This window comes from Bordetella avium (genome assembly GCF_034424645.1).
Lineage (GTDB): Bacteria > Pseudomonadota > Gammaproteobacteria > Burkholderiales > Burkholderiaceae_B > Bordetella > Bordetella avium.
The window spans coordinates 1,854,801-1,879,067 of record NZ_CP139969.1; the positions used below are offsets into that span (position 1 = coordinate 1,854,801).

A 24,267-nucleotide genomic window follows, 5' to 3' on the forward strand; every position below is an offset into this window, starting at 1 on the left:
GAGGGGGGCGAGACTATCACGCGGCTATGATGCCGGATAGTCAGGCACGCGACGCCAACCACGCCTGAAGTTCGGCCTCCAGTTGCCGCATCGCCTCGACCAGGGCCTGCACGGCTTGTGCGTTATCTGTCTGGCCACCGCGGGCGTCGGCTTCCAGGGCGACGGCCAGATCGGCGGTTTGCGTGGCGGCCACCACGCGCGCGCCGCCTGCGATGCGGTGCGCCAGATCCGCGACGGCCTCGGGATCGTCGATGGATTGCAGCAGATGTTCGGCATCCTCGCGATTGGTATTGATGAGCGTCTCGACGAGGTTGCGTATCATGACCGCGTCTCCCTGTGTGAGGTCAAGCAAGCCTTGCGGCTGAAAGGTCACGGGAGAGGACGGGGATGTTTGCTGCATTGGGGCGGAGGTCTTGGCGAGGGCGATCGGAAGCAAATGCTTGCTCAGTGCGTCGATATCCAACGGTTTGAACAGGCAGCCGTCCATGCCTGCGGCCTCGCATCGGGCGAATTCTTCAGCCTGTGCAGAGGCCGTGATGGCATAGATGGGCGTGCGCGGACGGGACTCTTCCGTTTCGATGCGACGGATCTCACGCGCCAAGGCATAGCCGCTCATCCCAGGCATGTTGCAGTCAGTGAGGATGACGTCGAAATCATGTTGCCGCCACAGCGCCAGCCCTTTCGGACCGTCGGCGGCCTCCTGGGCATCGTGGCCGATAAAGGCCAGTTGCTGGCACATCAACAGGCGGTTAGGCGGGTGGTCGTCGATCACGAGCACATTCAGGCGTGCCGGTGTGGTGGCGGGCTCGGTCTCGGGACTGGCGGTTTCTTCGACGGCAGTGGTGATGTCGGCATTGAGAAGCACGTCGATGCGGGTGCCTTTGCCAGGAATGCTGCTCAGATCGAAGTGGCCGCCCATGGCCTCAATGAGGCGACGGCTGATCACCAGGCCCAGGCCGGTACCTGCCGCGCGCGCGGCCTTGGCCTGATCATGCACCTGAGTAAAAGGTTCAAACAGGCGCTGGCGGTCGGCCGAGCTGATCCCGGGGCCGCTGTCGTCCACGGCGAGCTCGATTTTCGCCCGGCCGTCCTCTTCCGTCCTTACCTTCAGACTGACGATCACCCCGCCGACCTCGGTGAATTTCAAGGCATTACTGACAAGATTGGAGATCACCTGTTTCAGGCGGGTAGCGTCCAGCAAGACATGTGGCGGATGAGGCGGATCGATCTGCAAGGTCAGCGATAGACCATGCTGGCGGGCCAGTCCCTGGAACACATTGATGATCCCATCAAGCAGTTTGCGCAGATCGGTGGGGTGAGGCGAAAGCTCCAGGCGGTCTGCCTCGATCTTGGAAATATCGAGAATATCGCCGATCAGGTCGAGCAGGGAGCGGGCAGAGTCGTAAGTGATCTGTAGGGCGCTGCGATCCGTGGCCTGATCCGCAGGCCGGCGCAGTTCCAGTTCCAACATGCCGATGATGGCATTCATCGGAGTACGGATTTCGTGGCTCATGGTGGCCAGGAAGGTGGATTTGGCGCGGTTGGCGGCGTCAGCTTCTTCCTTGGCTTCATGCAGATCGCGCAGTAAGCGGATGCGCTCGGTGAGGTCGGTCCAGCCCCCGATCAGGCCTTTGACGCGACCGAGCGAGTCGCTGTAGGGCAGCAACCAATGATAGATATAGCGCTTTTCTCCATGCAGCGTGACCTCAATATCCTGGAATACGGCGCCGCTGTTGTGCTGCATGGCGTCCAGATATTGCTGGTGGACGGTTTTTGCCTGCTCCGGGTCTTCCAGGCCGATCGGCGAGTCGATCAGGGTGCGCCCTTGCACCGCATCACGCGTGACGTCAAAGGTCTCGAGGTAGCTGCGGTTGCAGGTCACCATACGCCCCTCCCGATCACGCACGAATACGGGGTTGGGGATACCGTCGATCAGCACGCGCATGAAGGCTAGCTGATCGCTCAAGGCGCGTTCCGCCGCTCGCCGTTTGCCTATCTGGCGACGCAAATAGTAAATCCAGGCCAGGAAAATCAAGGAAGAAATAATGCCGGCGCCAATCAGCAGATAGATCTCGCCACGATAGGCATACCAGGTGTTGATATCGGGCGCAGTCTCCATACGCCAGCGATTCAAGAGATAAATCTGGTCGTCGGCTGGCAGGCTGGTGATGGCTTTGTCGATAATGCCGCGCAACTCGTCCTGATCGCGCGAGAACGCAAACGCCAGACGCACGGGCGGCGTGTTCAAGGCGGTGGCGATGGCCAGTTCATTGCGAAAATAGTTACTTAGATAGAAATTCGCTCCGATCTGCGTCTGTACTGCGTAATCGACCTTACCGTTCAGCACGGCAAGCAGGGCTTCATTGGGGCTGCCAACAAGCACGATCTCGCTTTGCGGATAGTGTTTGCGCAGTGCCTCCAGGACGGGGCTGCTGCTGATGCTGGCAATTCGCATACCGGCCAGATCCGTATTGGCCGGCAAGTGGGCCGCATCGCGTCGGCCGACCAGTACAAATGCGGTCGTCAGGTAGGGCGAGCTGAAATCCAGCGTGTCTTCGCGCTCTTCGCTCCAGAACAGGCCAGCACTCATTTCGGCCGTGCCGTCCTTGAGTGCGGATTCCATTTCGGCGCTGGAATCAACACCGCGCAAATTGAAACGCAGGCCGGTTATCTGCCCAATCCGGCGCAACACATCAATCGACATGCCGGAAAGTTCGGTGTCATTCCGGTTCTGCATCGAAAATGGCGGAAAAACATTGAGTGACACCACGGGGACTTCTTTGTGCCGTTGCAGCCAGCGTTTCTCCCTTTCGGTCAAGGCGGGCATGGGAGGAGGGAACAGGACTCCGCCAGGCAGGCCCCAGCGGTAGACCACGTTCTGACGCCAGATCTCCGGAATGCTTGCGATGGTCTGATTCAGGATCGCACGCAATGTCTTGCTGTTTGTCGACAGGGTGTAGGTATTGGCGCGAGTGCCCAGGTCGCTGTGGCGCTGGACCTGCAAATCGTTGAACACGCCAGCGGTGATGTAATAGGCGATCGCGAGCGGGTCGCCTATGTAGGCATCTGCCTGGCCATAGGCCACTGCGCTCAGCCCGAGCAGCGGGTTGGGGTAGGTTTGCCAGCGGAGTTGCGGCCCCTCATGCACCATGGCTGCAGGCTGAGAACGCGGATTGACGGCAATGAGCAGGCTGCCGAGATCGGAAGGCAGGGGGGGCATTGAGCGCCGCACCGCCAGTACGGCGGGATTGCTGATATAAGGCCGGGTGTTGACGAAATGCTGCCCCATCAGGGCGGCGCCATCGACATCGTCGACGGCATCGATTTTCCCATCCGCCAGTGCGTGCAAAGCACTGTCCCGGTCCGGATAGATCATTACGACCGGGATAAGGCCGAGGCTATAACTGATGAGTTTCAGGTAGTCGGCATTTATGCCGCGAAACCGGCCATCCTGAGTAAACTGGAATGGCGCATAATCCGGCGCAAAAATGCCTACGCGAAACTCGCGTTTCTCGGCAAGCCACTGCCAGTCCTCGTTATTGAGCGCAATGGTCAGTCTTGGGATTTCGGCTGCGGAACCCAAAGGGATCGGGGTTCCTGCCAAGGGTACGACGGCGAAAGCCGGAGAGCCGCAGAGCAGGGCAAAGAGGAATGCAAGCAGAAATGATGTCCGCCTCCAGCAGCTCTTTAAGCCCACGGTTTATCCCAGATTATTGCGTTTAGCCATGTCGATAAGCTCGACAAGCGTCGTGGCGTTCAGCTTTTGCAGCAAACGGGTTTTATAGGTGCTGATGGTCTTGTTGCTGAGAAACATGCTATCGGCGATATCTTTGTTGGTGAGGCCTTGCGCCAGAAGCTGCAAGACCGCCAACTCACGGTTGGATAAGGACGAAATCATCATGGCGTCGTCCTGGCTTTCGACGCCACGGATCTCGGTGAGCGTGGTTTTAGGGAAGTAGGTATAACCCGCCACCACGGCCTTCGCGGCGTCTACCACTTCCTGGAGGTTGCCGTGTTTAGAGACAAAGCCGGCCGCACCGGCATTCAGGCATCGGCGTGCAAACAGGGCGGGTTGCTGACCGGTCAGTATCAATACATGCATGGGTAGGCGCAGGCCTTGTAGACGAGTCAGCACCTCTAGGCCGTCCAGTTTGGGGATGCCGATGTCAAGGATGACGAGGTTGGGCAGCATCTCGCGCGCCATGCTGATGCCGTCCAGACCATTGTCAGTTTCGCCTACGACCTCGAAACCTTCCTTCTCCATCAATGCTTTTAGGGCAAAGCGGATGACGGGATGATCGTCAATAATCAGTAGCTTTTGCATGGCGGTGCGCTGCCTCACAAATCTTCAGTTGTAATGATCGTTATTATGTTTGAAAAGATGTAGTCAGCCAGCGCGTATTTCATTCAAGGCATCCATCGCATCGAAAGAAAGACAACAAGAATGGCGCGGTTTATATGACAATGCCGCAGTTTTAGTGTGTTTAAAACTACATGTTGCAAAAATTTCCTCTACGGTGCGACCATTAAAAATCAGACCTAATAGGCTATGCCCTAGGGCATCGTTTCAACCTCAGACTAGCCGCGTTCTTCCTGTCTCACCTCGCGAGCCTGACCGACAAAGCATGACAAGCGGCGCTTGACGAGCCTGCCGGGCAAGATAAAGCGCAATATCGAATAGGACGATAAAACTCAGCTTGACCGAAAGCCGCTTGCGTCGAGGGCCGCACGGGCAGGGGTGAGCGCCTGATCAGGTATTTGCCACCATGGGGTTGAACAACCAGGTTTCATACTCGTCGCCAGACATTGGGCGTGCATACCAATAGCCTTGACCCAGTGCACAACGCATATCCAATAGCGCGTTGCGCTGGTCGGCGGTTTCAATGCCTTCTGCGACCACGGTGATACCCAGGCTTTCAGCTAGGGAAAGTGTGGCTGCAATGACGCTTTCACTGCGGGCATCGCCTGGCAGTCGCCGCACGAATGAGGCGTCAATCTTGAGTTGATTGAACGGCAGATTGCACAATCTTTCCATAGAGGAGAACCCTGTGCCGAAGTCGTCGATCGATACGGTGCAACCCAATAGGCGAAGACGAACCAGGGTCTCCAGTGTGGCGGCCTGCACGGACAGCAGGCCGGTTTCCGTCACCTCTAAGGTGAGAGCCGTGGCTGGCAGGGCATACCGCTCGAGGGCGGCGATCAGGTCATTTAGGAGCTGGGCGTTACCCAACTGGCATGTTTCGACGTTGAGGGCGAGGCTTGCACCCCGGCCGGTGAGTGCCGAACGTGCGGTCTGCGCCATCGCCTGGTCGGCCAGGGCGAGTGTCAGACGGTCAATTTCGTTGCAGTCTTTGATGGCCTCGATGAAGTAGGAGGGCGGCAAAAGGCCAAGTATGGGGTGGTTCCAGCGCGCCAGAATTTCGGCCCCGGCCGGTTGCAGCGTGCGGACATCGAACTTGGGCTGATAGTAAGGAATGAATTCGCCACGATCGAGTCCGGCACGAATGGCCTCAGGGCTGGGCGGCTCTGGCGCGGAGCTTGCCTTATTGCCTGCGGGTTGCGCGGAATCGCTTTCGTAGCGGCGCAGCAAGGATTCCAGCCGGCTCAGTTTGAGCGGTTTTCCGAGATCGCCCAACACCTGAAGGCCCGACAGGCTGGCCATATGCAGAATGGCAGCAGTCAGGTCGCTGGAGACATCGCTGCTCAGGATGACGGACTTCACCAGCTTTCGCTGGCTGGCCTCTCGCAGGAACTGCGTGCCGTCCATGCCTGGGGTGCGCACGTCGCAGATGACAATGTCGGCAACGCCATGCTCCTCAAGCTGGCTGAGGGCATGGTTACCTTCCTGAGCTTGAATGATACGGGTGAACCCGAGCATTTCGAGGGCTCGAACAAGGACCAGACGTTGCACGGGATGGTCTTCGATGACGAGGACGGCCGGCTGTTTCATGCGGGGTCGTGAGAATCAGGGTTGACGCAAACGTTAAGGAGCGTATGAAGGATGGGAGGAGCAAGACCTGCGGCTAGCACGGGCTCCGCGCTGCAGGGGATGCAATTCTTGCAATTTATATCTTTTTTTATATCTGGTTGAACACAAATTTCCAAGATCATGCCCCGTATATTGTCGACAACGGGGCTTTGCCTCTGTGGAGGGGCCCTGCGCTGCCTTAACGATAATGTGTCTGCGATCACTCGAATCGGCAAAATATCGGGGCACGAGACGCGTTATTACCGCATTCGTCACCCTGAATCCCTCAAACTATCAGAACAATCTTTGGAGTCTATCGGCAATGCTGAAATCCAAGGCAAGTCTGATTGTGACGACTGTTGCACACAAGCCGTGGCCCACGACGTTAACGGTGGTCGGCCCAACAACTTTAGGGTGGCGGCTTCGGCGTCGGTCGGTGCACCTGTCAAGCCATGTTGTCTGCCTGGACCGTTTTGGGCCTCGCCGAGCAGGCTGTAGAAACGAATCTGATAATATTCAGGTTCCTGTAAGAGCCTCGGGAAGCCCGTCGCCGCATAGCGCGATGTTTCCCCATTTATGACCGAAGAGCCTCCGTCTCGATGCGGCACTGTGCCGCGATACCTTGTCCGCCTGCGGACACCCGCTTTTTCTATTCAGCTGCTTGCTGCGCTGAATGTCCTTTCTATCAAAGGCCCATGGCTACGCCTGTCTGCGCGTGGCCATGGGCGTTTCTATTTGAGGTTGGTTGATGTTATTTGATTGGATGTCCGATCCTACCGCCTGGGTTGGGCTTGCCACACTGATCGTTCTGGAGATCGTGCTGGGCATCGACAATCTTGTGTTCATCGCCATTTTGGCCGACAAGCTTCCCGCGCATCAGCGCAATCAGGCACGCATGCTGGGCCTGACGCTGGCGCTCGTGATGCGCCTGGGGTTGCTGGCCAGCATCGCCTGGGTCGTGACGCTGACCGCGCCCTTGTTCACGGTGTTGGGCGCGGAAATTTCTGGCCGCGATCTGATCCTGATTTTTGGCGGGCTCTTTCTGCTATTCAAAGGCACGATGGAATTGCATGAGCGCGTGGAAGGCCGATCGCATGTCAGCGGGGATCGCCAGCACTATGCGGTGTTTTGGCAGGTGATCGCGCAGATTGTGGTCTTGGATGCCGTGTTTTCGCTGGATTCGGTCATTACGGCCGTGGGCATGGTGCAGGATCTAAGCATCATGATGACGGCGGTGGTCGTGGCGATGGTCGTCATGATGTTGGCCAGCCGGCCGCTGATGGCTTTTGTCGGCCGTCATCCGACGGTGGTGATCCTCTGTCTGGGCCTGTTGTTGATGATCGGTTTCAGCCTCGTGGCTGAAGGTTTGGGGTACGAGATTCCGAAGGGCTACCTCTACGCCGCCATCGGTTTTGCGATTCTTATCGAAGTGTTCAACCAGCTGGCGCAGCGTAATCGCGATGTATCTGGGCTGGGACGGCGCGAGCGCACCGCACGCGCGGTGCTGAAGCTATTGCGCGGCGGACGCGAGTCGACGGCCGAGCCCGATATGGGCCTGGATGAGGAAGCCGCCTTCGCACCCGAGGAGAGCAGCCTCATCGAGGGGGTGTTGTCGATGGGTGAGCGCGATCTGCGCAGCATCATGGTGCCGCGTGGCGAAATGGTGTGGCTTGATGTGAAGGACGACGCCCAGACTGTGCTCAACAAATTTGCCTCGGGCCACTCGCGCTTGCCGTTGTGTGATGGCGATCCGGCCAATGTTGTGGGGGTATTGCACTTCAAAGATGTGCTGGGGCCGCTGCGCGTACCGGGCGCGGTGGATCTTATCGAGTTGGCCCAGGAGCCGCATTACGTGCCGGAGACCGTTCCCGTCATCAAGCTGCTGGCCGCCATGCGCGAATCTCGCGATCATCTGTTGATCGTGGTCGATGAGCACGGGGTCTGCGAAGGCTTGGTCACGCCGATGGATTTGCTGACTGCGGTGGCGGGGGATCTGCCTGAACATCCGGGCGACACCGTCTCCGGCGCTGCGCAGATGGCGGATGGTTCCTGGTTGCTTGACGGCCGGTTGGCCACGCCCGAGGCCGCACGCATCATCGGCGCGCCGGAGTTGGTGCTGGACTATGATGATGACGCCACGCTGGCGGGGTGTGTGCTGCGGGCGGCAGGCAGTCTGCCCATCGCTGGTGGAAAGACGCGCTGGCGCGATTGGGAGTTCGAGGTGACCCGCCTGGATGGCCGCCGCATTGCCCAGGTCCATGCGCGGCGGCTGGCCTGACGGCTCAGGCGCGTTCGTGTAGTTCCAGCTCCAGCGTGCCTAGGTCGCCGTAGCGTAGGCTGACGCGGCCTCGGGCCGGCACATCGATGACACCCGCATACGAGCCGGTAATGATGTGCTGGCCTGCAACCAGACCCTTGCCGTTTTCGCGCAGATAATTGACCAGCCAATATAGGCCGGCAAGCGGCTCGCCGTCAGGATGCCGGCCGTCGATCAGGCGTTCGGCCTGACCCTCGATATGCAGTGTAAGCGGCATCGTGGCGGGCGCGGCCTGGGTAATAGCGGGCCCCAACACGAGGCCATCATTATTGAGATGGTCCGCCAGTAATTCGATGTGAGGCAGATGTTGCGGTTCACGGTAGCGGCTGCCGATCACCTCCAGCGCTAGTCGGGCGCCGCCGATCGAGGCCTCGATTTCCGCTTGCGCATAGGGCTTTGCGCGCGGCGGTAGGTCGTGGCGCAGCTCGAAAGCGATTTCTGGTTCTATGCGCACCTGGCCTCGACCCAAGCTTAACGGGCCCGCACGTTGCAAGCCGCTTACATAAATGGGCGCCAAACGTAGTTTGTCCGGCAGCGGTAGACCACATTTCCATGCGGCGATGGGGTCGCCTTCGACTAATCGCAACGCGGATTGGGCTTGCTGGACCGCTAGCGCCTGGCCTTGAGTGGCGGGGCGGCAGGTCTCGGGCAAACGCTCACCCGGCGCATGCCGGGCCTTGCGCAGAATGCGGGCGGCAGCGGGAGCGCCAGCATAAAACTGGATGGGTTCGGACATGAGAGGCAAAAGGCTTAGTCTACGCTCCGGGACTCTATGCCATCAAGGCGCGGCGGGATTTCACTTTCTGCGCTGATGCCCGTCGTGCTTTCTTATTTTTTAGATTTTTGATTGTAGATATGGTAAACAAGCCGCTGATTTGATTAGTCAAGGTTACGGTGCCGCAACAGGTATGCGGGCCCTCTATTGCAATAATGGCTTCTTCGATGACCTTGGCGCTCGCGCGCTTTCTGTTTGGTTTTTCTCTTGCTTTGGCGTGCACGGCAATTTTCCTTGCGGTGAGCATGGTGTGCCTGTACTTCGTGCGCCGCGCGGTGCGAACGCTGCCCGATGAGCGTCATCAGGATCTGGTAAGTGCTGCGGCAGTACTGTTGTGTGTGGTGGTGGCGTTGCTGGGCTGTTATGCCAGCGGGCATGCTTTGCACGCTTGGCTGGGGCGCGGCATCGCCATGGGCCAACCCAACTGGCTTGCGGGCAATAGTCATGTGTCGGCTGCGGCGCTAATGGGCGCTACCGTGGCCTTAGGCTTGGCTGCGGCCATGCCGGGCTTGTGGCGGCGCCTGCGTGAGCCGCAAGCCAAGGCGGAAACGCCAGCGGTCTCCAGTAAGGCAAGCGCCAAACTGGCCAAGGTCGAGAAAACAGCCAAGGCCGAGAAAGCAGCCCGCCGTGCAGGGGGGCGTGCGCCGCGGATCGCCGCCCTGGGGTGGGGGGCGCTGTTTCTGATCTTGCTGGGTGGGGTCTTGCTGGCCTTTGCTTATATTGTGGCGCCGCCGGGTCCGGCGTCTTTGGCGGCGGGGGCCGATGCCAAAGCCATCGCCCGCGCCGATCTGCATGCCGAACATGCGAGCCGCGCCCGTCCGGTGTATTACGCGGGGGCGGGCTTGTTGGGGGCGGGAGGGCTGATGTTGCTCGCTTGGGTGGTCTTGCGCCGGCGCGAACAAGCCTGAACGCCGGAACTCAGGTACGCTCATTAATCTGGATTTCGGGTGCACACAAGGAGGAAGGGCGTGCGACATGCCAGTTTTACCGTGCTGCCCGGAAAGCTGTGGCGCTGTTTTTCGCTAACGCTAGTGTTTCTAGTGCCTTTGGTGGTCTGTCTTGTCGTGAGCTGGATGGCCGCGCAGCGCTTGACCCAGGCTCAGGCCGATGCAAAGGCTGCCATGGCCCGTAATCAGATCGGGCATATCCTGAATGAGGCCTGGCAGGCGGTCGACATGATGTTGCCCCTGTTGCGCGGCACTTGCGCCGAAGCGCGGCCCGTATTGGTACGCACACTCAACACAAAGCCCTATTTCCGCTCCTTGTTACTGTTGCAGGGGCAGCAGCCTTATTGCGCCACCAACCTCGTGGTGGCGCGCGCCAATACGCCGTCCTGGCGTTGGGAGGCGCCGCCGGGGCGCTGGTTGCGTCTGGTGGACGGTATGCCTTTCATGCGGGAGCGGCCTGCTTTGCTGGTCGGCGCTTCCGGTCATGGCGGACGCCGCGCCGTGGCCGTGGTCGACGGCCAGTATCTCCAGGAGATGCTGGACTCCGTGGCGGCGCTCGGTGGCCACCGCGTCGAATTCAAGATGCAGGGTGGCGGCAATCTGCTTAGCCGCCCGGCGGTGGCCGGCGGTGATGAGGGGGTGATGGCGCGTGAGGCATTCACCTCGGCAGGGGTGCCAGTCAGCATCGAGGTGATGCTGCCCGAATCAGAGGTCATCAAAGAATGGACGCGCATTCTGATCGGTTTCTTGCCGCTGGCTTTGTTGGTGAGCTGTTTGATGGTGTGGGCTTTACGCCATTTGCAGCTGCAGCAGACTTCCGTGCAGGATCAGATCCGCCGTGCGATGCGGGCGGGGGAGTTCCACATGGAGTACCAACCCATTTATTCATCCAAAAGTGGGCGCTGCGAGGGAGCCGAGGCGCTGATGCGTTGGCGGCATCCTGGGGCGGGTGCGATCAGCCCCGAGGTGTTCATCGCGGCGGCGGAGGCGGAAGGGGCAATCGTGCCCTTGACCCGTCACGCCTTGGGGCTGATTGCGCAAGACTTGCCTCAAATGAATCTGCCGGCAGGCTTTCATTTGAGTGTGAACCTGGCCGCCGAGCATTTGCTGCATCGGGAGTTCGTGAGTGATGTTGCGGCGTTTGCAGCCCGGATCGCGCCATGGTCTCCGCACCTGGTTCTGGAGTTGACCGAGCGCAGTCTGGTGGAGGATGCCGCCCAGGCCTTGAGCAATATCCGAGCAGTGCGCACGAGCGGCGTCAGCATCGCGATCGATGATTTCGGTTCGGGCTATTGTTCGCTGGCTTATCTGCAACAGTTTCCGGTGGATTACCTCAAGGTCGACAAGACGTTTATTGTCGGCATTGAAAATGCGCAGCAGGAGTCGCCCATTTTGGACATGATTTTGGCGCTGGCCCGTCGCCTCGAACTGGAGGTCGTTGCCGAAGGCGTGAGCACGCGTGGACAGTTGGACTATCTGTTGGCCCGGGACGTGGCGTATGTGCAGGGTTTTCTGGTGGCCGAGCCCATGCGGGCGCAGGTATTTGCCGACTGGTACCGGGAGCAGGTTTCCTTAAGCTGAATTGAAACCGCAGTCCGTTGCGGAAGCGGGCTTTGGTGGCGAGCCCGGCCTGTCGCCGGCTTGCGATGCTTGCCGTGCAGAGACTAGCCACCAGGAAAGACAGCAAGGACCTGCAGCGGGAGGCTCTCTTTGTCTGCCGGCACAACTGACGCTGACTAAGCTGTGGCGGCAAGCCATAAGAAAAGCCGGCGCAAGGGCCGGCTTTTCTTATGGCCTTGCGCTCGCTGGCCCGGCTCGGGCGGAGCTTTTGGCGCTTTGCCGCATCAGAATCCGTTGGCGTGGGGCGGGTAGTCCAGTTCGCCAAAGGTGTATTCACCCTTTGCCTTGGCTTGGGCAAGCTCCTGGGCGACTTCTGCGCGGGACTTGCCGGACTGGATTGCGAGGGTGGGCGGGTAGTCCAGTTCGCCGGTAGTGTACTGACCATCGGCCTTGGCTTGGGCCAGTTCCTGAGCCACTTGGGCGCGGGTTTTCGCTTGGCTGTCTTGCTGGCCGTACACGCCTTGATAGGGGATGTTGTTGGGCTCGATGTTTTGCGAGGCCTGGGCAGCAGCGGTCAATAGGGTCAAGGACATCAGTACAGCGGTGCTGAGGGTTTTCATAGTCTTTCCTTTGGTCTGGGGTTCCTGGGATCGGACCCGGCGGATAGCCCGTCAAAGTTCGTTTGTGTTTCCCAATGCCTGCATTGTGCGCGGTACGTAGACTAGGATAAACCCGGATTTTTTGAAAAGATTATTCCATTTATCGATGTAATATAGGGGGTGCTAGGGTTTTATTTCCCATTTTATCGCGTTCCACTATCGAGATTTGGGGAGGATAGCCTAAGCCATTGCTCGCAGCACGCCATGCCTGCCCATGAACAAAGGCGGGCAGCGGTTCGTTTTCGAATTAAAACGCGCAGATACGCGCGTCTCTCCTATACGAGCCGCTTAGCCTCGCCCGAGGCAGCCAGTGCCGGCTGGCAGGGAAGGGGAGCAAAAGGCGCAGATCGAGGGGTGCCGATATAATCACGGGTTCGGCCCGGCCTTTCTCGTTCTCGCGCTTCTTGCGCTTATCTCAAATGAAAAAACTCAGTGCTGTTTTGATGATGTCCGCTTTGCTTGCCGCCTGCGGCCAGAGCGATAACACCCCGCAGGCCGCCGCGCCGGCCGCTCCTAAGAAGGTTGTGGTGGGCCTGGATGACAATTTCCCGCCCATGGGTTTTCGCGACGAGAAGAATCAACTGGTCGGTTTTGACATCGACATGGCCCGGGAGGCCAGTCGCCGTATGGGCGTCGAAGTCGAGTTCAAGCCTATTGACTGGAGCGCCAAGGAGGCTGAGCTCAATGGCAAGCGCGTGGATGTGCTCTGGAACGGCCTGACGATCACCGACGAACGTAAGAAGAATATCGCTTTCACCCAGCCCTATATGGCGAATCACCAGATCATTCTGGTGACCGCATCCTCGCCTATTCAGACCAAGGCCGATCTGGCCGGCCGCGTTCTCGGGGCTCAAGATGGCAGCAGCGCCGTCGATGCCATCAAGAAAGAGGAAGCTGTGGCCAAGAGCCTGAAGGAGCTCAAGCTGTTCGGCGACAACGTGACGGCCCTGATGGATTTGTCGGCCACCCGCCTGGATGGCGTCGTGGTGGATGAGGTGGTGGGCCGTTATCTGGCCTCCAAGCGTCCGGGCGAGTATCGTGTTCTGGATGAAAACTTCGGCACCGAAGACTATGGCGTAGGCGTGCGCAAAGACGATACCGACTTGCATGCCAAGCTGGACCGCACGCTGGCCGACATGAAGCAGGACGGCACCTCGGGCCGCATCGCCACGCAGTGGTTCGGCGCCGACATCATTAAGTAAGCAGGGCAGGGCCCCAACCTCCGTATGGACTACGTAATATCTTTGTTGGGGCCGATGGCCGACGGCGCCAAGGTCACCCTGTCGCTGTTCTTCATCACGCTGGCCCTGGCCGTGCCGCTGGGGCTGTTGCTGGCCCTGGCGCGCCTTTCCCGTTTCCGGCTGCTGTCGCGTTTGGTGAACGCCTATATATGGCTGATGCGCGGCACGCCGCTGATGTTGCAGCTGCTGTTCATCTATTTTGCTCTGCCTTTCGTGCCGGTGATCGGCGTTCGGCTGCCTGACTTCCCGGCCGCCATCGTGGCCTTCGCCCTGAATTACGCCGCCTATTTCGCCGAGATTTTTCGCGCGGGCATCCTATCGGTGGATCGTGGGCAGTATGAAGGCAGCAAGGTGCTGGGGATGTCGTATTTGCAGACCATGCGCCGTATCGTACTGCCGCAGATGGTGCAGCGCGTGTTGCCCCCCATGAGCAATGAGACCATCACGCTGGTCAAAGATACGTCGCTGATCTACGTGCTGGCGCTCAATGACATTTTGCGCACCGCGCGCGGCATCGTGCAGCGGGATTTCACCACCACCCCGTTTCTGGTGGCGGCGGCCTTTTACCTTCTGATGACGCTGGTGCTGACCTGGTTCTTCCAGCACCTGGAAAAACGCTATGCCAAGTATGACGAGTAATCTGCCCATGATCGATGCCCTGGGCATCGTCAAATCTTTTGGCGGGACGCGGGTGCTGGATGGGCTGTCGCTCAGTCTTGCACAAGGGGAGGTAGTGGCCGTGATCGGGCCGTCGGGATCGGGCAAGAGCACGTTTTTGCGCTGCCTGAATCATCTGGAGACGATCGATCAGGGCAGTATCGCCATCGAAGGCGAGATGCTCGCGCGCGGGGCGCCGGACGGCCACAGCATCTATGTCAGCGATGCCGAGGTGCGCCGCATCTGCCGCAAAATGGGTATGGTGTTTCAGTCCTTCAATCTCTTTCCGCACATGACGGTTTTGCAGAACGTCATCGAAGCGCCGATGGTCGTCAAGGGCATGAAGCGCGACGCGATTGTGCCCAAGGCGGAGGAGCTGCTGCGCAAAGTGGGGCTGCTCAATAAGCGCGATAATTATCCGGGGCGGTTGTCGGGCGGTCAGAAGCAGCGGGTGGCGATTGCCCGGGCGCTGGCCATGGAGCCTGACATCATGCTCTTCGATGAGCCGACTTCGGCGCTGGACCCGGAGCTGACGGTCGAGGTGTTGCGCACCATGCGGCAATTGGCCGAAGAACATATGACCATGCTGGTCGTCACCCATGAAATGGGTTTCGCCCGAGAGGCCGCCCATCGCGTCATTTTCATGGACCAAGGGCGTATTGTCGAAGAAGCGCCGTCGCAGCAGTTTTTCGACGCGCCGCAACAGGCGCGCACCAAGGCGTTTCTGGGGCAGATGCTGTAGCGCTGCGCCGGCGGCATTGGCAATCTTTGGCTCACTATGCATGGTGGGCCGACGCCGCAGACTTATCTTGACGCGGGCTGCGCGTCTGCACAGGCTGGCTTGGCTGGCAGGGGCGAAACGCCTGCCTGAGCCAAGCCGCCCCGTTGCGGACCCGCCAAGCCGTGTTTGCGGCGGTGCTCGGCTATGTGTCGGGGCGCAGCCAGGTGACACTGGCCTGCCGGGCGTCACCATCACCTCATCCGTAACCTTAGCCGGGGGCTTCGCCTCGGTTTGTCCCGCTTTAGAACTGATACTGCACCCCTGCGCGCAGGGCGTATTCGCGGTAATCCTGCTTGCCCCAGTTGCCTGACAGGCTGGTCCAGCCGGTCCAGCTTTTGGCCAGGCGCGCGTTAAGGCCTGTCTTGAGTTCGTAGCGGGATTGGGGATACATGTTGTCGATGCGTTTGCCGTCCATACGGACGGTGGGCTCGATGCTGGAGCGCCACCAGTTGGCGGCAAGATAGGGCTGGAAGGTGTCGGCCTGGTGGTAGAGGCGGGCGCCCAGGCGGGTGAGCAGGCCATCGGCGTTGGCGCTGCCGATGCGCACGCCGGTGTTTTCGGTGAAGCCGGATTGGCGGTAGCCCAGGTAGATGAGCTGGGCCTGGGGTTCGATGACCCAGCGGCCGCTGAGGGCGGCGGCATAGCCGGTTTCGGCGGACAGGGCCCAACCGTGGGCCTGGTATTTTTCTTTTTCGAGCAACTGGCCTTCGACGCGGTTGCGGAAGGTGCCGATCTGGGCCCAGGTATCGACGTAGGGGCCCAGGCGGGTCAAGTCGTTGCCATACCAGGTGCCGTAGGCGCCCAGGCTCCAGGCTTGGCTGCGGCCGTTGGCGCGATAGGGGTTGCCGTCGGCGCGGGCGCGTGAGCTGCCCACGCCATAGCTGGCCATGAGGCCGGCATAGGTTTTGCCCTGGCCATCGGCGGAGGCCTGTTCATAGAGGTCGGCGCCGCCATGCAGGGTGAAGACGTCGGTCTTGGCGCTGTGGTTGCCGTCGCCGGTGTTGCCCTTGGCGTGGGCGCCTGTCATGCGCAGCCAGGAGGCGTGGGGCAGACGCTGAGTGGCTTGGGCCGGGGAGGTGGGCTGATCGCCGCGCCGGTCATCGAGGGTGTGGGTCAGGAATTGCTGAGCGAAGAACTGGTTGGCCAGATAGGCGCCGACTTCGGGGCGGTAGAGGGGCTCATCCGGCTGGTTATTGATTTTTTCCGAGCGCAGATACCAGGCCTCGGCATTGCTGCCGTCGGTGGCGCCGCGCAGCAGGCGGTACTCGTAAGGCCCGGCCACCGCGCGGCCCTCTAGCGCGAAGGCGTCGGTGGTGGTGGTGGCGCCATTGATGGCGTCGATGACCAGGATGCCGTTCTTGGTCTGGGCACCCGTTCCCCCGCTATTTCTGATCTGGACCAGCGTGCTGCCCCTGGCCCTGCCGCCATCGATGACGAGCCGGTCACTGGGGGAGTTGTCGCCAGCGAGATGTGTATTGAGGGTGAGCTCACCCTCATCCGAATAATACTGTTCTACAGTCAAGGTGCGATACAAAGCAGGATTGGCACCATTGACTGGGGTGAATCGAATGGCGCTGGAGCTTGTCGTAAGTTCCGTGACTTGCGAGTCACCCGTTACCCACCATGTTGACTCGCCGTACATACTTAGCTCGGATCGAGCGCCGTTGACCTGAGTCGTTCGACCGACAAGCACGACGCTGTCGGCTTCGATTTCCAATTCGCTCGTCGGCGCATTGAGTTCCCACAGCGCCTTTGCGCCGGCAATATGACTTTTGACAATCAATGCCGCCATTGAACCACCTTCGGACAGGAAAGCGCTTCCTCGCTCAGATACGAGTTTGGAATCCGAAATAACGGTCGCTGATGCCCCTGCCGCGATGTGGATCGCGGCGGAATCTGCGCCCCGAGTGGTGATGGCGCCATCGTAAAGGTCGAACGAGCCGTCTGTACCAAACGAGACGCCATGTGTAGCGTCGGCGCTTGTGCTGAGTGTGCTTTTCTTCATTGACACCCTGCTCTGTCCCGCGTTGGCGGGATCGTCAATCCGTACCGCATGAGCGCCCCTGCCTGACGTGATGATTTGGCTATTCTCCATCTGAATGTCGCCGCCGTTGAAGGAATACACCCCGAACGCAGAATCGCCGCTGGTCGATATCTTGGCGCCGGTGGCGAAAATTTCACTGCTGTCTGACTCAGCTTAGAAACCGTAGCCATTTACACCGTTGGTCTGGACGTCGACGCCTCCGTTAAGGTGAATATATCCGCCGGTATTGGCGTAAACGCCGTACCGGTTGTCACCTGAAGCATACGAAGACACTTTATTTGTTGCTGTGATCGATCCGCTATTAATCGCCTGTAGCGCGGCAGAGTTGGTATCTGTACTGGTTACGGTGTAGTCGCCACTCGCCACTTCGTTTGTTCCGTTTACCAGAAGGGGGGCCGCCATTGTGTGATCCCAAGCGAGCAGCGCGAGGATTACGGCCAGCATCTTTTTGGGCATTACGGGCATCAACGGCTGTGGGTGCGGCAGAGCCTGCACAGAACTCAACGCGCGTAGAGGGGTGGCGTGCATAAAATGTCCTTGTCGCTCAGTGATGCGACGCTAGTTGTATGAACTTGCGGAGCACGCGGCAGCCCATGCGCTCAGGAATCGCGTTAGCGCGAGCTTCCCGTCCTAGAATCGAGAGATAAGCCGGAAAGACAGTCAAACGGCGATGCGGTGGTTGCTGGCCTGTACCCATGGTGATTACTGCGTATGGCATACCGCCGTGGTTTGCGCGTGTTGCGCTCAGTGAGTGGGGAGGGTGTGCTTACCTGACCTTTCAACCGGCGAGAGGAGGCTTGTGGCGACAGCGGGTGGCGCAGGTCGGGGCTGGTCTTCGAGGCAGGCGTTTTGGCGACGGACACAGCACGAGCTTCCAGGAAAGAATGTGGGCAGACAGGTTTTTTTGAGGAATTAAACCTTCTTTCCTGAAGCACAAAAATCGTACAGGTCTCAAATATTAAACGGTAGGGGTGGACGCACTGATGTGCGGATCGCGCTGATTGAGCGGATGGCGATATGGCCTGTGTTGGGCCCCGTGGGAGAGACGTGCCGCCCGGCTTGGCCGGGACGGCGTAGCGTCATGATGATTAGTGTTGCAGCGCGAGGGCTTTTTGGTGGGTGCGTTGGCGCACGGCGGAAACGACCAGCAGCAGGATCAGGGCCACGCAGGCGATGACAAAGCCCAGGCTGATGGGGCGCGTCACGAAGACGGCCAGGTCACCCCGCGACAGCAGGAGGGCGCGGCGGAAGTTTTCTTCCACCATGGGGCCCAGCACAAAGCCGAGCAGCAGCGGCGCGGGCTCAAAGCGCAGGCGCATGAGCAGATAGCCGGCGATCCCAAAGAAGGTGACCATGCCGACGTCGAAGAGATTGTTGTTGGTGCTGTAAACCCCCACGCAAACAAAGAAGAGCGCGGCGGGGAAGAGATAGCGAAAAGGCACCGACAGTAGGCGCACCCACATGCCGATCAGCGGCAGGTTCAAGAGCAGCAGCAGCACGTTGCCGACCCAGAAGCTGGCGATCAGCCCCCAGAACATATCGGCGTGCTCGATCATCATTTGCGGTCCGGGTTGGATGCCGTGAATGATAAGCGCGCCTAACATCAGCGCCATGACCGGATCGCCAGGGATGCCCAGGCTCATGGTCGGGATAAAGCCGGTCTGCGTGGAGGCGCTGGTGGCGGCCTCGGGGCCGGCGATGCCTTCGATTGCGCCGCGGCCAAAGCGTTGTGGCTCGCGCGCCACCTTTTTTTCTGTCGCATAGGAGATGAAAGAAGCGATCGTGGGGCCGGTCCCGGGCAGGATGCCGAAGGCGGCGCCGATCGCCGTGCCGCGCACCAGGGCGCCGCGCGATTGCTTGATATCGCCTGGCTGCGGGCGCATGGAGCTTAGACCGATCTTGCCGGTATTGATCGCCGCGCCGTCGCCGATCTGGTTGATGTTCTTCAGAAAATCCGCCACACCGAACAGGCCCATGGCGAGCGCTACGATCTGGAGGCCGTCGCTCAGTTCCAGGATGCCGAAGTGAAAGCGCATGGTGCCGGTGTTAACGTCGGTGCCGACCACGCCTAGCAGCAGGCCTACGGTCACCATGGCCACCCCCTTGAGCGCCGAACCCTTGGCCAGCGTGGCGCCGGCCAAGAGGCCCAGCATCATCATCGAGAAGTATTCGGCAGGGCCGAACTTGAACGCGATGTCCACCAGCATGGGCGAGAACAGAATCATCGCGAGAATGCCGACGGATGCGCCGCAGAAGGACGAGAACATCAGCATGAACAGCGCCGACCCCGCCTTGCCATTGCGCGCCAGTGGGTTGCCGTCCAGGCAAGCCACCGCGTGCGAGGCGGTACCCGGCAGATTGAGCATGATGGAGGTGATGCCGCCGCCATACTGCGAGCCGTAGTAGATGCCAGATAACATAACCAGGGCCGCCGTCGGCGTCATGGTGTAGGTGAGGGGCAGCAGGATGGAGATGGCCGCCAGCACGCCCATTCCCGGCAGCACGCCGATGAGATTGCCCATGAAGACGCCGAAGGCTGCCCACATGAGGTTGTCGAGGGCGAACGCGACGGTAAAGCCCTGAGCTAGGTTGTTCAGAATTTCCATGATGTGTTTAGCCCCAGCGCAGCAAAGGAACCTGCAATTGCAGGCCCCAGGAGAAGATGGCGACGCCAAGAAGCGTCACGCCGACGGCGAGCAGGGCGGCGGTTTTGACGCTGTGCTGTCGATCGCCCAGCGCGGAGATGAAAACCAGGGCGAGGGTGGCGGGGATCAGGCCGCCATATTGCCCAAGCAGCATGAAGGCGAGCAGGCCGCCCGTGATGCAGCCCCAGCCGCGCCATTGCGGCGACGTGGCCTCTGCGGCGTCTTCGGCGGGCTGGCGGCTAAAAGCGATACCTATGCCGAGCAGCGCCAGCAGCACACCCAGAATCGCCGGGAACATGCCCGGCCCCATACGACCCAGCGTGCCCAGTTGATACGTCGTGGCCTGGGCGAATGCCGCCAGCCCCAACACGATCATGGTGCCGCCGGCCACCCATTCCCGGCGGGCGGGCCTTGCGTCTTGCTGCATCTTTAAGTCTCCTAGTATTTTTGGCTGACGACTGTCTTAAGCAAAGCTGACGTTAGGTTGAAAAGGCGTGCAGTCTAAAAGCCGAAACTTCCGTTCCGCTTTCAATTAATGATTAAGTTCGGGTAAATCCTGGTAAAACGTCATTAAGTTTCATTCTGCTTTCATTCGAATTTCTCAGAAGAAAGCCGGGATGGCTTTGCGTCTAGTAAGACGGGTGGCGGGGCGACGCGCAAAAAAAAGCGGCCCGAAGGCCGCTTGCCATGATGCGCGAAGCGATCAGGCGATAGACGCCAGGATGCTGTTGAGCGTAGCGCTCGGGCGCATGGCCTGGGTGCTCTTCTCGGCATTGGGCTGGTAGTAGCCACCGATATCGACCGGCTTGCCTTGAGCGGCCTTCAGTTCGTCGAGAATCTTGGCTTCGTTGGCGACCAGCGCTGCGGCAACCGGCGCGAACAGCGCGGCCAGTTCCTTATCTTCGGTTTGTTCCGCCACGGCCTGCGCCCAGTACATGCCCAGATAAAAGTGGCTGCCGCGGTTGTCCAGACCGCCGACCTTACGCTCGGGCGACTTGTTGTTATCCAGGAACTTGCCAGTGGCCTGATCCAGGGCTTTGGCCAACACGCTGGCGCGGGCATTGCCATAGGCGGTGCTCAGGTGTTCCAACGAGGCCGCCAGGGCCATGAACTCGCCCAGCGAATCCCAGCGCAGGAAGCCCTCTTCGAGGAATTGCTGCACATGCTTAGGCGCCGAACCGCCTGCGCCGGTTTCCAGCAGTGCGCCGCCGGCCATCAGCGGCACGATGGACAACATCTTGGCGCTGGTGCCCAGTTCCATGATGGGGAACAGGTCGGTCAGATAGTCGCGCAGCACGTTGCCGGTGACCGAGATGGTGTCCTTGCCGGCGCGGATGCGTTCGACTGAGAACAGGGTGGCCTCGATGGGCGGCAGGATGCGCAGATCCAGGCCGCTGGTATCGTGGTTTTTCAGGTAGGTGTTGACCTTGGCGATCAATTGGGCGTCGTGGGCGCGCTTTTCATCGAGCCAGAACACGGCCGGCGTATTCGAGGCGCGCGCGCGGGTGACGGCCAGCTTGACCCAATCCTGGATGGCGGCATCCTTGGTCTGGCACATGCGCCAGATGTCGCCGGCCTCGACGGTTTGTTCGAGCAGGGCCTTGCCGTTGGCGTCGAGCACGCGCACCACGCCGTCGGCCGGGATGATGAAGGTCTTGTTGTGCGAACCGTATTCTTCGGCGGCCTGGGCCATCAGGCCCACGTTGGGCACGCTGCCCATGGTTACCGGGTCGAAGGCGCCATTGCGCTTGCAGTCTTCGATGACGGCCTGGTAGACGCCGGCATAGGAGCGGTCGGGGATGACAGCCTTGGTGTCTTGCAGTTGGCCGGCGGCATTCCACATCTTGCCCGAGTCACGGATCATGGCCGGCATGGAGGCGTCGACGATCACGTCGCTGGGCACATGCAGATTGGTGATGCCCTTGTCGGAGTTCACCATGGCCAGCCCGGGCTGAGCCTGGTACAGGGCTTCGATGTCGGCCTTGATGGCGGCTTGCTGGTCGGCGCTCAGGCTGCCCAGCTTGGCATACAGGTCGCCGATACCGTTATTCGGATCGAAGCCAGCCTGCTTGAGGGCGTCGGCGTGCTTGGCCAACACCTCTTTGTAGAACACGGAAACCACGTGGCCGAAGATGACGGGGTCGGAGACCTTCATCATGGTGGCCTTCAGGTGCACCGAGAACAGCACGCCTTGCTGGCGGGCATCGTCGATCTGAGCTTGCAGGAAGCTGCGCAGCTTGGCGGTGGACAGCACGGCGCTGTCGATGACTTCGCCTGCCTTGACGGCGACCTTGTCCTTCAGGACCGTCTTGCTGCCGTCAGCGGCCGTTAGTTCGATCGACAGATTTCCCGCCTCGGTCAGCGTGACCGAGTTTTCGGAGCCGTAGAAGTCGCCGCTTTCCATGCTGGCGACGTGCGACTTGGAGTCGGCGGACCAGGCGCCCATCTTGTGGGGATGCTTGCGGGCGTAGTTCTTGACCGACAGCGGAGCGCGGCGGTCGGAGTTGCCTTCGCGCAGCACCGGGTTCACGGCGCTGCCCTTGACCTTGTCGTAGCGGGCCTTGATGTCACGCTCGGCATCGGTCTTGGGCTCATCAGGATAGTCGGGCAGCTTATAGCCTTGCTCCTGGAGCTCTTTGATGGCGGCCTTGAGCTGAGGCATCGACGCGCTGATGTTGGGCAGCTTGATGATGTTGGCTTCGGGTTTGAGCGCCAGTGCGCCGAGTTCGGCCAGGGCGTCGCCAATGCGTTGCGACTCGGTCAGGAACTCGGGGAACACGGCGATGATGCGGCCTGCCAGGGAGATGTCGCGGGTTTCGAAGGTGATACCGGCGGGCTTGGCAAAGGTTTGAATAATCGGCAGCAGCGAACGCGTGGCCAGGGCCGGCGCTTCGTCGGTGAAGGTGTAGATGATCTTGGGAGTGTTAGACATAGTCTTTTTGACTGCCCGTGTGCGCGGCGCGCATCCGGACATACTTTGCGCGATGCGCGGTAGAGTTTGTCGGGAGTGTTCAAGCAGGTAGACGCGCCGCCGCTGAGCGCCGCGAGCCGAGAGGCGTTCGCTTGGCCGCTCGTCAGAGCGGAAAAGCGGGCGCATCCCGGGCAGCGTCTTGCCTGGTTATGCCGGCACGCGCCTCCCCTGTGGGAAGCGGCTGGGCCGCCACATCTTCAGATTGTAATGCCTGCGCCGTCCGGCGGGCGAGCCTGAATCGGCCAGGCTTGCAGGCCGAAGATTCAGAACGCCAGTCCGAGGCCGGGCAGGGGGCCGGCCCACCAACCGCTGCGCAGTTCCTGAGGGGGGCGATTAGCATGAACACGGGCGCTGGACTCCCAGGCATGTTCGCTGACTTCGACGCCGGCATAGACGCCATAGCCGTCGCCGGCCTTGATTTGGCCCTCGGCGGACAGACTTTCGCCCGCCCGGATGCTGCCTTCGGCGTGGATGTCGCCGCGTGCTTTGATCCCCCAGCCCGCCTCGAGATGGCCGCCGGCACGCAGATCGGCGCCGCACTCGATGCCATGGCCGGTTTGCAAGCGCTGGGCGGCATCAATCGCGCCGCCGGTGCGCAGACCCTTGGCGCAATAGAAGTCTTGCAGGGCAGTAAGGCCTTCGCCGAGGCTACAGTCACCCGCGATGCGGGCCGGGCCCTGACTCAGTAAGTCCCAGCCGGCGCGCAGGGATTCACACTCCAGTTCGGAGCCCGAATGCACATTCCATTCTGCCTGGATCAGGCCTGCGGCCCGTAACTTTTCTGCGGCCCGCAGGGCAGCGCCGCTCTTGATGTCGCCGCCCGCAATGACGCTGCCGCCCGAAGCAATGCCACCGCCGGCACGGATATCGCGGCCGGCGCGCAGCATGGTTGCTACCTCGATCGTTCCGCGCACATGAATGGTGCCCGCGAAAATCAGGGCGTCAGCATCGACGTGATCGAGCGTGAGCACGGCGTCGGTGGGGCCGAATTGATCCAGCAGCCAACAGGCGTCGTTGATCCGACCGTCCGCGACCAGCGCGTCCAGGATCTCTTGGTAGCTGCTTTCCTGGCGGGCGTTGCGCACATACCAGCGAAAGCCGTCCGCGCAGGGTTGTTTGGCCTTGATGAAGGCTTTGGTGATGTCCATGCAATTCCTTCCGCCCGCCAGCTGGCGGGTTTGCGCGTGCGTCGGAGACGAACGCTTGAGGGCGCGGGATGTGCCCGACGACCTAGAATGAATGCGCTTAGAACAGAGGGAGGTGGTCGCCGGGCTTAATCATCTGCGGCGAGCGTTGGGGAAACGCCGGCCTGGCGCGCGCGCGGCAGGGCGGGCGTGCAAATGTTGAGCAGGTGGGGGGCGAGGCCGGTCATGGGCGGCTATTGTACGAAGCCGGGGCGGGAATGGAAAGCACGGGCGATAATGGCACTTCAGGCCTGATGGGCAAGAGCAGGAGCATAAGCAATGAGCAAGGGGTTTGAGGGCGTGCGCCCGGCATCGGAGTCGTCCATCGAGATCGGCTTTGTGTTCGAGGGCCGTCAGCATGTGCAGCGATTGCGCCTTAAGCCCACGGCCGCCAACCTGAAAAAAGCGGCTGGGCAGCGGGCCGCCATTATCGAGGCCATCGCGCGCGGCGAGTACCGCCCGCCCGCCAACTTGCCTAAAGCGCAATAGCCGGGCTAGGATCGGATGACCAGCCCATC

At 60.6% G+C, this 24,267-nt stretch carries 18 protein-coding genes; 7 read left to right on the plus strand and 11 right to left on the minus strand.

Going from position 1 to position 24,267, the window contains the following annotated elements:
- Positions 1–40: 40 nt before the first annotated feature.
- The 3 genes from U0029_RS08680 to U0029_RS08690 all read right to left on the minus strand — a co-directional run bounded on the left by U0029_RS08680 (position 41) and on the right by U0029_RS08690 (position 5,950).
- Positions 41–3,583 (minus strand): transporter substrate-binding domain-containing protein, encoded by a 3,543-nt coding sequence (locus U0029_RS08680; RefSeq protein ID WP_249037541.1) that lies wholly within the window; start codon positions 3,581–3,583, stop codon positions 41–43.
- A gap of 117 nt (positions 3,584–3,700) precedes the next feature.
- Positions 3,701–4,324, minus strand: a complete 624-nt coding sequence (gene bvgA, locus U0029_RS08685) for a virulence response regulator transcription factor BvgA (protein WP_114852021.1) — start codon at positions 4,322–4,324, stop codon at positions 3,701–3,703.
- A gap of 426 nt (positions 4,325–4,750) precedes the next feature.
- Positions 4,751–5,950, minus strand: a complete 1,200-nt coding sequence (locus U0029_RS08690) for an EAL domain-containing response regulator (RefSeq protein ID WP_114852022.1) — start codon at positions 5,948–5,950, stop codon at positions 4,751–4,753.
- Positions 5,951–6,716: 766 nt separating this feature from the next.
- On the opposite strand from U0029_RS08690, the gene U0029_RS08695 reads away from it, so the two are divergent.
- A complete protein-coding gene (locus U0029_RS08695) occupies positions 6,717–8,246 on the plus strand; it encodes a TerC family protein (RefSeq protein WP_012417541.1) in 1,530 nt (509 codons plus the stop codon).
- A 4-nt stretch (positions 8,247–8,250) separates the two neighbouring features.
- On the opposite strand, the gene U0029_RS08700 is transcribed toward U0029_RS08695, so the two are convergent.
- On the minus strand, positions 8,251–9,021 hold the full coding sequence (locus tag U0029_RS08700; protein WP_114852023.1) for a hydratase: 771 nt from the start codon (positions 9,019–9,021) through the stop codon (positions 8,251–8,253).
- A gap of 206 nt (positions 9,022–9,227) precedes the next feature.
- Here U0029_RS08700 and U0029_RS08705 point away from each other — a divergent pair, with 206 nt between their 5' ends.
- Positions 9,228–9,968, plus strand: a complete 741-nt coding sequence (locus U0029_RS08705; protein ID WP_114852024.1) for a hypothetical protein — start codon at positions 9,228–9,230, stop codon at positions 9,966–9,968.
- A gap of 60 nt (positions 9,969–10,028) precedes the next feature.
- Positions 10,029–11,588 (plus strand): EAL domain-containing protein, encoded by a 1,560-nt coding sequence (locus U0029_RS08710; RefSeq protein WP_086935783.1) that lies wholly within the window; start codon positions 10,029–10,031, stop codon positions 11,586–11,588.
- A gap of 263 nt (positions 11,589–11,851) precedes the next feature.
- On the opposite strand, the gene U0029_RS08715 is transcribed toward U0029_RS08710, so the two are convergent.
- Positions 11,852–12,187: a DUF4148 domain-containing protein gene (locus U0029_RS08715; protein WP_114852025.1), complete on the minus strand. Its 336-nt coding sequence runs from the start codon at positions 12,185–12,187 to the stop codon at positions 11,852–11,854.
- 458 nt (positions 12,188–12,645) lie between these two features.
- On the opposite strand from U0029_RS08715, the gene U0029_RS08720 reads away from it, so the two are divergent.
- Genes U0029_RS08720 through U0029_RS08730 form a run of 3 tightly spaced genes read left to right on the plus strand, consistent with a single transcriptional unit; the run spans position 12,646 to position 14,866 of the window.
- On the plus strand, positions 12,646–13,428 hold the full coding sequence (locus U0029_RS08720; protein ID WP_039052130.1) for an amino acid ABC transporter substrate-binding protein: 783 nt from the start codon (positions 12,646–12,648) through the stop codon (positions 13,426–13,428).
- A 24-nt stretch (positions 13,429–13,452) separates the two neighbouring features.
- Positions 13,453–14,106, plus strand: a complete 654-nt coding sequence (locus U0029_RS08725; RefSeq protein ID WP_012417535.1) for an amino acid ABC transporter permease — start codon at positions 13,453–13,455, stop codon at positions 14,104–14,106.
- A 7-nt stretch (positions 14,107–14,113) separates the two neighbouring features.
- Positions 14,114–14,866 (plus strand): amino acid ABC transporter ATP-binding protein, encoded by a 753-nt coding sequence (locus U0029_RS08730; RefSeq protein ID WP_114852026.1) that lies wholly within the window; start codon positions 14,114–14,116, stop codon positions 14,864–14,866.
- Between the two features lie 280 nt (positions 14,867–15,146).
- Here the strand turns inward: U0029_RS08730 and U0029_RS08735 are convergent, their stop codons facing one another.
- The 6 genes from U0029_RS08735 to U0029_RS08760 form a co-directional block, all read right to left on the minus strand.
- A complete protein-coding gene (locus U0029_RS08735; protein WP_169507420.1) occupies positions 15,147–16,697 on the minus strand; it encodes an autotransporter family protein in 1,551 nt (516 codons plus the stop codon).
- A gap of 405 nt (positions 16,698–17,102) precedes the next feature.
- Positions 17,103–17,477: a hypothetical protein gene (locus tag U0029_RS08740; protein WP_114852476.1), complete on the minus strand. Its 375-nt coding sequence runs from the start codon at positions 17,475–17,477 to the stop codon at positions 17,103–17,105.
- Between the two features lie 560 nt (positions 17,478–18,037).
- On the minus strand, positions 18,038–19,555 hold the full coding sequence (locus U0029_RS08745) for a tripartite tricarboxylate transporter permease (RefSeq protein ID WP_114852477.1): 1,518 nt from the start codon (positions 19,553–19,555) through the stop codon (positions 18,038–18,040).
- Positions 19,556–19,562: 7 nt separating this feature from the next.
- On the minus strand, positions 19,563–20,021 hold the full coding sequence (locus U0029_RS08750) for a tripartite tricarboxylate transporter TctB family protein (RefSeq protein WP_114852478.1): 459 nt from the start codon (positions 20,019–20,021) through the stop codon (positions 19,563–19,565).
- 276 nt (positions 20,022–20,297) lie between these two features.
- Positions 20,298–22,526, minus strand: coding sequence for an NADP-dependent isocitrate dehydrogenase (locus U0029_RS08755; RefSeq protein WP_114852479.1), 2,229 nt, complete (start codon positions 22,524–22,526; stop codon positions 20,298–20,300).
- A 302-nt stretch (positions 22,527–22,828) separates the two neighbouring features.
- Positions 22,829–23,713, minus strand: coding sequence for a hypothetical protein (locus U0029_RS08760; RefSeq protein WP_114852480.1), 885 nt, complete (start codon positions 23,711–23,713; stop codon positions 22,829–22,831).
- 315 nt (positions 23,714–24,028) lie between these two features.
- On the opposite strand from U0029_RS08760, the gene U0029_RS08765 reads away from it, so the two are divergent.
- Positions 24,029–24,238, plus strand: coding sequence for an Arm DNA-binding domain-containing protein (locus U0029_RS08765; RefSeq protein ID WP_114852481.1), 210 nt, complete (start codon positions 24,029–24,031; stop codon positions 24,236–24,238).
- The last annotated feature ends 29 nt before the right edge of the window (positions 24,239–24,267 follow it).

What these genes read in the sequence shown, in the direction of transcription:
- U0029_RS08755 (WP_114852479.1), bottom strand. Translation starts at nt 22,526, where the DNA reads ATGTCTAACACTCCCAAGATCATCTACACCTTCACCGACGAAGCGCCG.
- U0029_RS08705 (WP_114852024.1), top strand. Translation starts at nt 9,228, where the DNA reads ATGACCTTGGCGCTCGCGCGCTTTCTGTTTGGTTTTTCTCTTGCTTTG.
- U0029_RS08725 (WP_012417535.1), top strand. Translation starts at nt 13,453, where the DNA reads ATGGACTACGTAATATCTTTGTTGGGGCCGATGGCCGACGGCGCCAAG.
- U0029_RS08700 (WP_114852023.1), bottom strand. Translation starts at nt 9,021, where the DNA reads ATGTCCGAACCCATCCAGTTTTATGCTGGCGCTCCCGCTGCCGCCCGC.
- U0029_RS08760 (WP_114852480.1), bottom strand. Translation starts at nt 23,713, where the DNA reads ATGGACATCACCAAAGCCTTCATCAAGGCCAAACAACCCTGCGCGGAC.
- U0029_RS08730 (WP_114852026.1), top strand. Translation starts at nt 14,114, where the DNA reads ATGATCGATGCCCTGGGCATCGTCAAATCTTTTGGCGGGACGCGGGTG.
- U0029_RS08750 (WP_114852478.1), bottom strand. Translation starts at nt 20,021, where the DNA reads ATGCAGCAAGACGCAAGGCCCGCCCGCCGGGAATGGGTGGCCGGCGGC.
- U0029_RS08715 (WP_114852025.1), bottom strand. Translation starts at nt 12,187, where the DNA reads ATGAAAACCCTCAGCACCGCTGTACTGATGTCCTTGACCCTATTGACC.
- U0029_RS08690 (WP_114852022.1), bottom strand. Translation starts at nt 5,950, where the DNA reads ATGAAACAGCCGGCCGTCCTCGTCATCGAAGACCATCCCGTGCAACGT.
- U0029_RS08745 (WP_114852477.1), bottom strand. Translation starts at nt 19,555, where the DNA reads ATGGAAATTCTGAACAACCTAGCTCAGGGCTTTACCGTCGCGTTCGCC.
- U0029_RS08740 (WP_114852476.1), bottom strand. Translation starts at nt 17,477, where the DNA reads ATGCACGCCACCCCTCTACGCGCGTTGAGTTCTGTGCAGGCTCTGCCG.
- U0029_RS08695 (WP_012417541.1), top strand. Translation starts at nt 6,717, where the DNA reads ATGTTATTTGATTGGATGTCCGATCCTACCGCCTGGGTTGGGCTTGCC.
- U0029_RS08765 (WP_114852481.1), top strand. Translation starts at nt 24,029, where the DNA reads ATGAGCAAGGGGTTTGAGGGCGTGCGCCCGGCATCGGAGTCGTCCATC.
- bvgA (WP_114852021.1), bottom strand. Translation starts at nt 4,324, where the DNA reads ATGCAAAAGCTACTGATTATTGACGATCATCCCGTCATCCGCTTTGCC.
- U0029_RS08720 (WP_039052130.1), top strand. Translation starts at nt 12,646, where the DNA reads ATGAAAAAACTCAGTGCTGTTTTGATGATGTCCGCTTTGCTTGCCGCC.
- U0029_RS08735 (WP_169507420.1), bottom strand. Translation starts at nt 16,697, where the DNA reads ATGGCGGCATTGATTGTCAAAAGTCATATTGCCGGCGCAAAGGCGCTG.